The following is an 11,550-nucleotide window of genomic DNA, read 5'->3' on the forward strand; positions in this document are numbered from 1 at the left end:
AATAATTTTTGCTGAGCTGTAAGCTTATTTTGTAGCGCGATTTAATCGGTCATTAATAGATTTTCCAAGGCCAAAATTTGGAAATCTTTCGGCAATGATAATGTCTAAGTTAGCACCATCAAGTTGATGAAGCGCATCGTATAATTTTGAAGCGGCTTCTTCTAAATTTCCTGATTTTGAAAGTATAATTTGAAATGAAATGTTTTCAGATTCTAATTCATTTTTAAACAGAAGTACACCTATTTTTTTACCTTCATACTGAAGAACGGCTGAGTTAACATCATCAACTAAAATTGTTGTAGTCCGAGGTGCGTAATGCCTTGCTAACATGCCTGGTGCTGAAGGATTTTCTGAAGCATTACTTAAAGTTTTTAAAGCTGTATTTTTAATTTCAACCTTACCAACAACGTCTTCTATAGCTTCAATAGAAGTTGAACCTAAACGGTAAATGATTGGATTATCATTTTCAAAACCAATAATTGTAGATTCTATGCCGCTTTTGCACGTTCCACCATCTAAAACCATTTTTATTTGGTTTTTAAAATAACCTTCTACATGTTCTGCAGAAGTCGGACTAATACGATTAAATGGATTTGCACTTGGAGCTGCCAAAGGAAAATCTAAAGCATTGAGCAGCTCTAAAGTTAAATGGTGATTTGGCACTCTAACTGCAACCGTATCTTTGCCCGCCGTAACTATATCGGGAATTATGGCTTTCTTTTTTAAAACCAAAGTTATTGGTCCAGGCCAAAAGGCATTGGCTAACAGCTTAGCTTTTTTTGGGATATGTGATACAATGTCAGTTAACTTTTCAGCGTCGGTAATATGAACAATTAACGGGTTAAAATGTGGCCGTTTTTTTGTTTCAAAAATGGAATTTATCGCTTTTTCAGAAAAAATATTTCCCGCAAGGCCATAAACCGTTTCGGTTGGTATAGCTACTAACTCTTCCGCATTTAATAATGCAACAGCTTTTTTTATGTCTTTTGAAATAACGCTCATAATATATGCGCAAAATTACTTCAAAATAACATAAGATAAAGCCAAATTTTAATTTATGAGTTTAATTTTTTGGCTTTCTTTTCCTGCTTTTGTTGATACAATGCATAAGCTAAAACACCAATTTCTAAACCTAGAATTGCCATTTTTGCTTTCTTATTTTTAGTAAAAGCGCTTGTAACACCTAATAGTTTTGTAATAATCATAATCTTATTTTTTAGGCGTTGTCTCTTGGTTGGTGAATTTCTCTTCGGTCTTTTACTTGATGGTTAATATCTCGGCCGTCAACTTCTTTTTTATTTATAGCATTTTCTTTGATGCTCGTGTTATTTTTTTCTAATTCGTTTAGTGTTTTGTTGTCTTTTTCCATCGTATGTTATTTTAAAATAAAAAAATATTGAATTCTAAAATTACTTTTTAAGTACGATGTGGTTTAGTTGGTTTAATTAAATAACTAACTCAAAACCTAAACTAATTTAAATCTGCTAAATATTTATGAATCATGCTTACAACAACAGAACCTTCTCCAACAGCAGATGCTACACGTTTTACGGAGTTTGCTCTTACATCGCCAACAGCAAAAATCCCAGGGATACTAGACTCGAGCGACTGTGGTTTTCTTGTTTCGTAGATATCGCATTTGGTTAAATTTTCTTTAATTAAGGATTCGCCAGTACAGATAAATCCTTTTTTATCCATAGCTACAATATCTTCCATCCATTTGGTATTGGGTTGAGCACCAATAAATGAAAATACATTAGAGACATCCATTGTTTTTTCTTCGTTTTCTGTTGAAATTTTTATAGACTCTAAATGATGTTTGCCATGTAATTCGGTAATTTCGGTATTTCTAAGTATTTCAATTTTATCTGAAGCTTCCAAACGTTGTACCAAATAATCACTCATTTTTGCACCTAAATCTTTTCCTCTAATCATAACATACACCATTTTGGCGTGGTTAGATAAAAACATAGCCGCTTGACCTGCAGAATTTCCACCACCAACAATCACCACAGGCTGGTCAACGCAATTGCTCACATCCATTCCGGTAGCAGAATAGTAGATGCCGCTACCTTCATAATCGTTAATATTTTCAATAGGTAAACGTCTGTATGCTGCACCAGTAGCAATGATGAGTGCTTTGGCTTGTATGGTTTTATCGTTTGTTGCACAAACTGTAAAACAGCCTTTTTCATATTCTAAACTTTTAGCACGATGCGGAATAGAAATATTACAACCAAATTTTTGAGCTTGGATGTAAGCACGATTTGCTAAATCTCCTCCAGAAATTCCTGTTGGGAAACCTAAATAATTTTCAATTTTAGAACTTTTACCAGCTTGTCCGCCAGGTGCTTCACTATCAATAGTAACTACTTCTAAACCTTCAGATGCTGCATAAACACTGGCAGCCAAACCAGCTGGACCTGCACCAATGACTAACACATCAAAAACCTTATCATCAAAATCCATTAAAACACCACTGTACCTTGCGAGTTCGTCAATAGTTGGTTGTACACAAACCTTAGCGTCACTATTTATTAAAATGGGCAAATCTTCTTTAGAAAGGTTGAAGTTTTTTAAAAGTTCAATTGCATCTTCATCAGTGTCTGTGTCTATAAAGTTGTGCCAAATATGATTTTTTTCTAAGAAATCTCTGATGCTGTAAGTGCTATTCGATTTTCCAGAACCTACCAAACGCAAACCGCCAGACATTTCGGACAATACAGTTTGTTGTCTTAATAAAAATGCATTAAGAAGCACGTCACTAATATCACTATTTTTTGAAATCGCTTCTTTTAGTCGTTTTGGTTTTATGCGAAGTAAACTTGTGCCAGGTTGGGCATCTGCATGAAATTGAGCCGCACGGTTAGACAACATTCCGCTGTCTCCGGAAAACTCATACTTTCCATGTTTAACTATCGTTGTTTCATTATATGGGTCGTTTATATGAATTTCACCCTTTAAAATAACAAAGAAGTCGTACAGATTATCGCCTAAAGCAAAAACACGTGTAGTGTCGTTATATGTTTCTACTTCGCCATAAGGCTTTAGTTTTTGAACTTGACTATGTGTTAACTCAGGAAATCTAGGATCTTTCATTTTAATAAGTTTTAATCAATTTATCAGCGTAACACCAAAGCCATTTTTCATTAGGTTCGGCAGAACTTACCACATGATGATTGTGAGATTTTGCGTGTTTTGTTGCGTGTTTGTTTGGCGAACTATCACAACATAACGTTGTGCCACAAGTTTGGCATGTTCTTAAATGTAGCCACGAATCACCTGTTTTTACACATTCATCACAATGGTAATTCTTCGACGTTTTTAAAGTTGTAATTAAGTTAAGGTGTAGACAAGTTTTTAGTTTAAAGTTTGGCATGTATTAAACTATGTAAAAATATTACATCAAAATTAATCCGAATAACGAATAATTAAAGATACTGAAATTAGTATACGTTTTATTCTACTATTTCATAGTCGATATCTAATTTTCGTAAAACTCTTAATGCCGAACCAGAGTTTTTGTCGTCAACAGTAATTTCTACAGCATCACCTTCTAAAATAATGTTAGTGAACTCATGAGCCAAAGAAGGATTTACGTCAATAGCTATCTCAGCAATACAATTAGCAATAGCTCTTTTGTCTGGTCTTACGGAGTTACAGGAAAGTAGGTTTATGGTCATGCTTTTTCTTTATGTGAAATTAATTTTTTTTTAATGCGCCTCCAACCAATTCAGTCCAATATCCATTTCCACATCTAAAGGCACTTCAAGTTTATAGGCACTTTCCATTTCGGTTTTAATGATGGTTTTTAGAGTTTCGAGTTCGGGTTTGTAGATGTCAAAGACCAATTCATCATGTACTTGTAACAGCATTTTAGATTTGTAGTTGCCTTCGTTTAATTTTTGATGAATATTTATCATCGCAATTTTAATAATATCTGCGGCACTTCCTTGTATTGGCGCGTTTACGGCATTACGTTCTGCTGCACCACGAACCACGGCATTACGAGAATTGATGTCTTTAAGATAGCGTCGACGACCTAAAACCGTTGACACATACCCGTTATCTCTAGCAAAATCTACTTGTGCACTCATATAAGCTTTGAGTTTTGGATAGGTCTCGTAATAGGTGTCAATCAATTCTTTGGCTTCGCCTCGAGACAAATTGGTTTGGTTGCTTAACCCAAATGCCGAAACGCCATATATAATTCCAAAATTCACGGTTTTTGCATTGCTTCTCTGTTCGCGAGTTACTTCTTTTATAGGTACATTGAATACTTTTGAAGCCGTTGATGCATGGATATCTTCACCATTTTTAAACGCTTCAATCATAGTGGTTTCTTTACTTAATGCAGCAATAATTCGTAGTTCTATTTGTGAATAATCCGCAGCCAAAAGTGTGTAATTTTCATCCCGCGGTATAAATGCTTTTCGAACTTGACGACCGCGCTCAGTTCGGATTGGGATATTCTGTAAATTAGGATTGTTACTGCTCAATCGACCTGTAGCTGCGACGGTTTGCATATAATCGGTATGTACACGACCAGTCGATTCTTCAACTTGAGTTGGTAAGGCGTCTACGTAAGTGCTTTTTAATTTTGCCAATCCACGATAATCTAACACATCTTGAATAATCTTATGGTCTTTTGCCAAATAACTCAACACATCTTCTGCGGTTGAATATTGACCAGTTTTGGTCTTTTTTGGTTTATCTACAAGTTTTAATTTTTCAAATAAAATTACACCTAATTGTTTTGGTGACCCTATATTAAATTCTTCGCCTGCGGCTTCGTATATACTTTTTTCTAAATCAGCGATATCGTTATTTAAATCTTCTGAAAGTGAATTTAAAAACTCCTCATCTAAGTTAATACCTTCCAATTCCATATCTGCCAAAACGCGCAGCAGTGGCACTTCGATGTCATCAAATAATTTTTGAGTATCAGCTTCGCCAAGTTCTTTTTGAAAATGCTCTTTCAGTTGCAATGTAATATCCGCATCTTCTACAGCATATTCGGTTTGTTTTTCTAAAGGCACATCGCGCATGGAAAGCTGATTTTTTCCTTTTTTGCCAATCAATTCTGTTATTGATACTGGTGTATAATTGAGATACGTTTCAGCCAACACATCCATATTGTGACGCATATCTGGATTAATCAAATAATGCGCTAACATGGTATCGAATAATTTGCCTTTGACTTTAATATTATATTTGGCTAAAACCTTAATATCATACTTCAAATTCTGACCAACTTTTTCAATGGATTCATTTTCAAAAAATGGACGTAAAGTTTCAATCAATGCTTGTGCTTCATTTTTGTCCTCTGGAAATGGTATATAAAAGCCTTTACCAGCTTCCCAAGAAAATGCAATACCGACCAGTTCCGCAGTCAACGGATTTAAACCAGTAGTTTCGGTATCGAAACAAACTGAACTTTGATTCAATAAATTTTTAACAAACAAAGTCGTTGCCATTCCTGGAGCAACGCTTTGGTAAAAATGTGATGTGGTTTCTATGGTTTGCCTAGCGTTTGTTGAAGATGTTTCAGAATCTTGGTCACTGAGCGGAGCCGAGGTGCCACCGAATAATGAAAATTGTCCTGCGCCAGCGGAACTCGAATTCGAACTTGAATTTGAATTCGGAGATGAAGACTTTTGGTCACTGAGCGAAGTCGAAGTGCCATTTGATAATCCCGAAGTCGCTTCTGCGCCAGACGTAAATGTTTTTACAAAATTATCAGTGAGTCTTCTAAACTCTAATTCTTGAAAAATTTCTTTTACTTTTTCTACATCTGGATGGTCGAGCTCAAAATCTTTAGCATTGAATGTTACAGGAACATCGAGCATAATTGTGGCCAGTTTTTTTGACAACAAGCCAAGCTCACCATTAGCTTCAACCTTTTCTTTCATTTTCCCTTTTAGCTGGTCTGTATTGGCAAGCAAGCCTTCCATACTTCCAAATTGCGTTATGAATTTCTTTGCAGTTTTTTCACCAACACCAGGTAATCCAGGAATGTTATCCGACGAGTCGCCCATCATACCTAAAAAGTCAATAACCTGCAAAGGGCTTTCTACTTCAAATTTTTTCTGAACTTCGGGAATACCCCAAATATCGTAGCCACCACCAAAAACAGGTTTGTACATAAAAATATTTTCTGTAACGAGTTGGGCAAAATCCTTATCGGGTGTAACCATAAATACCTTGTAGCCTTCTTTTTCGGCTTGGCGAGATAAAGTACCGATAACATCATCTGCTTCATAACCTTCTTTAACCATTATAGGAATATGCATGGCTTCGAGAATATTGCAAATATGCGGAATTGCAGTTCGTATACCTTCAGGCGTTTCATCACGGTTGGCTTTGTATTCTTCATACATTTCAACACGGTCAGCACTTCCGCCTTTGTCAAAACAAACGGCTAAATGATCTGGACGTTCACGTTTAATAACGTCTAAAAGAGAATTCATAAAGCCCATAATGGCTGAGGTATCTTCACCTTTAGAATTGATTCTTGGGTTTTTTATAAAAGCATAATAGCCTCGAAAAATAAGTGCGTAAGCATCTACGAGAAAAAGACGTTTTTGGTCGGACATTTTTTTGAATTTTGAAGTCTATAAAACTACGAAAAGTAAGCCTCATTATTCAGAAAATATCCATAGATTTTAAAGGTGTTTTACGATTATCTTTTTTGTCGTAATGCTAAAATCGGTTTTTATCGTGAGTAAATAAATACCGTTTTTTAAGTTACGGACATCGATTTTATTTTCAGAACCTGAATAGATACGTTTTCCTGAAATATCAAATAACTCAATTTTTAAAATTTCTGTATTTGTGTTAGAAATGTCAACATATTCGTTTGCAGGATTTGGGTATAAATTGATTTGAGAATTCGGATTAAACTCTGTATTTCCAAGAGTTGTTTCTTGCTTAATTGTAAATTGTCTAAAACCATCATCTGCAAAAACCTTTGTTCTAAAAACACGTAATTTATATGATGTTGTGCTATTTAAATTTTCAAATATGCCATTGGTATTTACACAACCAATTTCTGTGCCTGAACACGCATCGTACAATGCAAAATTGTTCCAGTTTATTGGGCTGCTTATAGATATATTGCCGCTTTCAGCTAAATTGAAATCATACCAAATGTCTACATACTCTTCGGCTGCCGAGCCGTTACATCCTATTTCATTATTTAAAGAAGCGCCACCAATATCAAAATTTATTGTATTGTCCATTTCAGATACCGTTATTGGAGTTGCGGTACTGCAATTATCATTATTCACATTCTGAAAAGCTGTAATTTTGAAGCTTCTAAACGAAAGGTTAGTACTAGTGCCTTCTGTTCTAAATACACGGAGCTTATAATTGGTGTTTTGAGTTAAGTTAGTAAATAGTGCATCTGTAATATCACAGCCCAATTGAGTTCCTGTGCACGAATCGTAGAGTGCAAATCTATTCCAAAGTATACCGCTATCTATTGCAATATTACCATCAAAGGGCATATTAAACTCGTACCAAATATCCACCAGATTCTCCGCTGTTGTTCCATCGCAACCAATTTCGTTAATAAGGTCGGCTCCACCAATTTCAAAATCTACGTCTATTTGAGTAGCTGACACACTTAAGTTTATAGCGTTGCTGCAATCATCGTTTATAGGTTTTGAGAAAACGCGTGTACTAAATGAACGAAAACCATTATTATCTGTATTTGCTCTAGTTCTAAACACGCGTAAAAAGTATTCTGTGCCTTGGGTTAAGTTTTCGAACAGAATTTCATTTGACCCACAATCTAGCTCAGTTCCTGAACAACTAGAATAAAGCGCAAAATTATTCCAAGAAATATCGCCGTCGATATTTAGTTTACCATCTATTGGCATTGTAAATTTATACCAAATATCACTGTAATCTTCTGCTGCAGACGAGCTACAACCAACTTCATTATTAATATCCGCACCTCCAATATTAAAAGTTTGGTCTGCTTCGGTTTCAGATACGGTAATAGTTTCTGCTGTGGCACAGGTATCATTTGTAACTTGTTCAAAAGCAATTATAGAAAAACTTTGAAAACTAGTATTTGGAGCTGTTGCGGAACTTCTAAAAATTCTTAGTTTATAGTTTGTGCCTGAGGTTAAATCAGTAAATAATTCGTTTCCTGCGCTGCAACGTAGTTCTGTTCCGTTGCAGGCATCGTACAATACAATAACGTTCCAGTTAATGCCAGCATCAACAAAGAGATTACCATTAACGGGCATCGTAAAATCGAACCAAACATCGGCGTAATCGTTGGTAGTTCCCGAGCAGCCTTCTTGATTAGAAATTACTGCCGAGTTAATATCAAAGTTATACGTATTGGATGTTAGTTCAACGGTGATGTTCTGAGAATTGGCGCAGTCGTCATTTGCAGGTTGAGAGGCCATTTTTGTAAATGCGAAAGACGCTAGCAATAAAAGGTAAAATTGTTTCATAAATGATTGATTTCCATAAATGTAAAAATTTTATTTATAAGTAAGCCTGAAAAAATAAAAAACCGAAACTTATAGCCTCGGTTTTTTTAAAGTAAACTATTTTTTAAAATATTAAGGCGCAGGATTAGGGATTTGTGAATGCACTTCATCAATAGCTTTCATCACTTCATCAGAAAGTGAAATATCTATGCTATCGATGTTTTCTTCTAGTTGCTCTAAATTGGTCGCACCAATAATATTACTGGTTAAAAAAGGGCGCTCATTTACAAAAGCCAAAGCCATTTGTGCTAAAGACATATCGTTGTCCTCGGCAATCTTAAGATAGCGTTTTGTCGCTTCAGTAGATTGTTTACTACTGTATCTTGCAAAACGTGGAAATAATTTTAAACGTGCATTATCTGCCGCACTGCCTTTGATGTATTTTCCTGAAAGCACACCAAATGCCATTGGCGAGTAAGCCAATAGACCAATATTTTCGCGATGTGCAATTTCTGCTAAATCGCCTTCAAATGGTCTGCATAATAATGAATACGCATTTTGTATCGTAATTGGTCTCGGTAAATTATGCCGCTTAGATTCTTCGAGATACCGCATGGTTCCCCAAGCCTTTTCATTCGAAATTCCTATTTGTCTTACTTTTCCAGACTTTACAATTTTATCTAGATTGTGTAGAATTTCATTAAAATTATCTTCCCACTTGTCATCAGGATTGTGTTTATAATCGCGTTGCCCAAAAGTGTTTGTTTCGCGTTCTGGCCAATGCAACTGGTACAAGTCAATGTAATCTGTTTTTAGTCGTTTTAAACTGCCTTCAACCGCTTCATTCAAAGCTTGTTTACTAAAACCAGTGGTTCTAATATGTGCGGTATAATCGCCTGGACCAGCTATTTTTGTTGCTAAAACTACCTTGTCTCTATTGCCAGTTTTTGCGAACCAATTACCTATAATACGCTCGGTTTCGGCATAAGTTTCGGCCGTCGCAGGCACAGGATAGAGCTCTGCCACATCAAAGAAATTAACACCTTTATCTAAGGCTAAATCCATTTGTGCGAAACCTTCGTCTTGGGTGTTTTGGTTTCCCCAAGTCATGGTACCAAGGCATATTTTACTAACTTTTATGTCTGTATGTGGTAGGTTGGTGTATTTCATGGCAAATTTTAATTTGTCACAAAAATAAGAAGACCTTTCAGGTTGGTAAAACTTGAAAGGTCTAAATCTATGTTAATCTTCGGAAGAAAAGATTCTGAATCAAGTTCAGAAGGACAAAATGGTTTGTTTATATCTCATTCAACAACTTAGAAATCTCATCCAATTTCGGTGTCAAAATCACTTCTATACGTCTGTTTTTAGCTTTGCCTTCAGCCGTTTCATTAGAAGCTATTGGGGCATATTCACCACGACCAGCAGCCGTTAAATTCTCAGGATTTATAGAAGCGTTCTCCCTAAGAATATTGACGATTGCCGTAGCACGCTTCGTCGATAAATCCCAGTTGCCACTTAACTGTGCATTGCCTTTATATGGTACGTTGTCTGTATGACCTTCAATCAAAATAGCAATGTCCGGATTTTCTGCCAAAACGCTTCCTAATTGTTCAACAGCTTGGCGACCTTCGGCTCCAACTGCCCAACTTCCAGAATTAAAAAGGAGTTTATTTTCCATAGAAATATAAACTTTCCCATCACGTTGTTCTACAGTTAATCCTTTACCTTCAAAATTGGTTAATGCTTTAGAGATAGCATCTTTTAGTTTGGTCATTGCAGCATCTTTAGTAGCAATGACGTTTTCTAATTCTGCCACACGCTTAGAACGACTCTCCAATTCTTTCTGAAGTTTATTTAAACGGTCGTTTTCTGCTGCTAAGGCTTGCTCTTTAGCTTCGAGTTGTGCTAATAATTCTCTATTTTTCTTCGAGTTTGCAGCAATGGCTGTAGAGCTATTTTCTTCTAACGCTGCATAAGAAGCTTTTAAATTTTCAAGATTTTTTGTAGAAGCTGCCAATTCAGTAGTCAATTGGTCGCGCTGTGCTAAAGCATCGTTATAGGCTTTTTGTAATTTAGCTAAATCATTTTCTAATTTATTATTTGCCTCTGAAAGCGATTGATTATCTTCTGATAATTGACGATGTTCTTTTTTTAAATCGGCATATTTGTCTTCTAAATCTGTGTAGATTTTTTTAGACACACACGATGAAAATAGGCTTAAACTTAAGGCTAAGATTGAGATTTTTTTGAACATAGGTTTTATTTGGATTTTTTTGAGACTTCTCGACTACGCTCGAAGTGACAGTTTAATTGTTTTTTAAAATTCTAATTCGAGCAATATTGGACAATGGTCGCTATGCACTGCATCTGTGAGTATAACGCTTCGTTTTATGTTTTCTTGTAATGGCTCTGTAACCATAGCATAATCCAAACGCCAACCCTTATTGTTAGCTCTAGCATTGGCGCGGTAACTCCACCACGAAAATTTCTGTAATTCAGGGTTTAGATATCTAAAACTATCAATGAGTCCGCTGTTGATAAATTCGCCCAACCATTCGCGTTCTTCTGGTAAAAACCCTGAAACACCTTTCATTTTGGGGTTGTGGATATCGATTTCTTCATGACAAATATTATAATCGCCACAAATCACCAAGTTTGGAATATCTTTTCGCAATTCGTTTACATAATCTTGAAACTCATCCATGTATTGAAACTTGTAGTCCAAACGTGCATCGTTTGTACCAGACGGCAAATACAAGCTCATAACAGATACGTTGTCAAAGTCTGCACGGATGTTACGACCTTCAAAATCCATAGTTTCTATACCTGTACCTACTTCAACGTGGTTTGGTTTGGTTTTACTTAAAATAGCGACACCACTGTAGCCTTTTTTTTGTGCGCTAAACCAATAATTGTATTTGTAACCTGCGTCTTCAAATAAACTTAAATCTAGTTGGTCTTCTTGAGCTTTTATCTCTTGAAGGCAAACCACATCTGGGTTTGTGGCAACGAGCCAATCTATAAATCCTTTTTTTAGTGCGGCACGTATGCCGTTGACGTTGTATGATGCTATTTTCATATTTATCTTCAGTAAAAG

General features: G+C 35.8%; 11 protein-coding genes. All 11 read right to left on the reverse strand.

Annotation, left to right across the window (positions count from 1 at the left end):
• Nucleotides 1-24: 24 nt before the first annotated feature.
• Nucleotides 25-1,002 (reverse strand): L-threonylcarbamoyladenylate synthase, encoded by a 978-nt coding sequence (locus ACFQ1Q_RS06440; protein ID WP_386129136.1) that lies wholly within the window; start codon nt 1,000-1,002, stop codon nt 25-27.
• 53 nt (nt 1,003-1,055) lie between these two features.
• The gene (locus ACFQ1Q_RS06445) at nt 1,056-1,205 is read right to left on the reverse strand and encodes a hypothetical protein (RefSeq protein ID WP_386129138.1); all 150 of its coding nucleotides are present in this window, start codon (nt 1,203-1,205) and stop codon (nt 1,056-1,058) included.
• An 11-nt stretch (nt 1,206-1,216) separates the two neighbouring features.
• Entirely contained in the window at nt 1,217-1,369 is a 153-nt protein-coding gene (locus tag ACFQ1Q_RS06450) for a hypothetical protein (protein ID WP_386129140.1), read from the reverse strand.
• A gap of 101 nt (nt 1,370-1,470) precedes the next feature.
• On the reverse strand, nt 1,471-3,099 hold the full coding sequence (locus ACFQ1Q_RS06455; RefSeq protein WP_386129142.1) for an FAD-dependent oxidoreductase: 1,629 nt from the start codon (nt 3,097-3,099) through the stop codon (nt 1,471-1,473).
• 1 nt (nt 3,100) lies between these two features.
• Nucleotides 3,101-3,379 (reverse strand): UBP-type zinc finger domain-containing protein, encoded by a 279-nt coding sequence (locus tag ACFQ1Q_RS06460; RefSeq protein WP_386129144.1) that lies wholly within the window; start codon nt 3,377-3,379, stop codon nt 3,101-3,103.
• Nucleotides 3,380-3,458: 79 nt separating this feature from the next.
• The gene (locus ACFQ1Q_RS06465) at nt 3,459-3,683 is read right to left on the reverse strand and encodes a hypothetical protein (protein ID WP_386129145.1); all 225 of its coding nucleotides are present in this window, start codon (nt 3,681-3,683) and stop codon (nt 3,459-3,461) included.
• Between the two features lie 30 nt (nt 3,684-3,713).
• Nucleotides 3,714-6,596: a DNA polymerase I gene (gene polA, locus ACFQ1Q_RS06470; RefSeq protein WP_386129147.1), complete on the reverse strand. Its 2,883-nt coding sequence runs from the start codon at nt 6,594-6,596 to the stop codon at nt 3,714-3,716.
• A 69-nt stretch (nt 6,597-6,665) separates the two neighbouring features.
• The gene (locus tag ACFQ1Q_RS06475) at nt 6,666-8,471 is read right to left on the reverse strand and encodes a T9SS type A sorting domain-containing protein (protein ID WP_386129149.1); all 1,806 of its coding nucleotides are present in this window, start codon (nt 8,469-8,471) and stop codon (nt 6,666-6,668) included.
• Between the two features lie 111 nt (nt 8,472-8,582).
• Complete coding sequence (locus ACFQ1Q_RS06480; protein WP_386129151.1) at nt 8,583-9,620, reverse strand: aldo/keto reductase; 1,038 nt, start codon at nt 9,618-9,620, stop codon at nt 8,583-8,585.
• Between the two features lie 127 nt (nt 9,621-9,747).
• Nucleotides 9,748-10,707 carry an OmpA/MotB family protein gene (locus ACFQ1Q_RS06485; RefSeq protein ID WP_386129153.1) on the reverse strand — a complete coding sequence of 320 codons (960 nt, stop codon included), beginning with the start codon at nt 10,705-10,707 and terminating at the stop codon, nt 9,748-9,750.
• A 63-nt stretch (nt 10,708-10,770) separates the two neighbouring features.
• Nucleotides 10,771-11,532 (reverse strand): exodeoxyribonuclease III, encoded by a 762-nt coding sequence (locus ACFQ1Q_RS06490; RefSeq protein WP_386129155.1) that lies wholly within the window; start codon nt 11,530-11,532, stop codon nt 10,771-10,773.
• Between the last annotated feature and the right edge of the window lie 18 nt (nt 11,533-11,550).

The organism is Winogradskyella litorisediminis (assembly GCF_042675765.1).
Classification (GTDB): Bacteria; Bacteroidota; Bacteroidia; order Flavobacteriales; family Flavobacteriaceae; genus Winogradskyella; species Winogradskyella litorisediminis.

Bases quoted from the DNA above. Each gene is read 5' to 3' on its own strand.
- ACFQ1Q_RS06450 (WP_386129140.1), bottom strand. From the start codon at position 1,369: ATGGAAAAAGACAACAAAACACTAAACGAATTAGAAAAAAATAACACG.
- ACFQ1Q_RS06445 (WP_386129138.1), bottom strand. From the start codon at position 1,205: ATGATTATTACAAAACTATTAGGTGTTACAAGCGCTTTTACTAAAAAT.
- ACFQ1Q_RS06460 (WP_386129144.1), bottom strand. From the start codon at position 3,379: ATGCCAAACTTTAAACTAAAAACTTGTCTACACCTTAACTTAATTACA.
- ACFQ1Q_RS06485 (WP_386129153.1), bottom strand. From the start codon at position 10,707: ATGTTCAAAAAAATCTCAATCTTAGCCTTAAGTTTAAGCCTATTTTCA.
- ACFQ1Q_RS06475 (WP_386129149.1), bottom strand. From the start codon at position 8,471: ATGAAACAATTTTACCTTTTATTGCTAGCGTCTTTCGCATTTACAAAA.
- ACFQ1Q_RS06480 (WP_386129151.1), bottom strand. From the start codon at position 9,620: ATGAAATACACCAACCTACCACATACAGACATAAAAGTTAGTAAAATA.
- ACFQ1Q_RS06465 (WP_386129145.1), bottom strand. From the start codon at position 3,683: ATGACCATAAACCTACTTTCCTGTAACTCCGTAAGACCAGACAAAAGA.
- ACFQ1Q_RS06455 (WP_386129142.1), bottom strand. From the start codon at position 3,099: ATGAAAGATCCTAGATTTCCTGAGTTAACACATAGTCAAGTTCAAAAA.
- ACFQ1Q_RS06440 (WP_386129136.1), bottom strand. From the start codon at position 1,002: ATGAGCGTTATTTCAAAAGACATAAAAAAAGCTGTTGCATTATTAAAT.
- ACFQ1Q_RS06490 (WP_386129155.1), bottom strand. From the start codon at position 11,532: ATGAAAATAGCATCATACAACGTCAACGGCATACGTGCCGCACTAAAA.
- polA (WP_386129147.1), bottom strand. From the start codon at position 6,596: ATGTCCGACCAAAAACGTCTTTTTCTCGTAGATGCTTACGCACTTATT.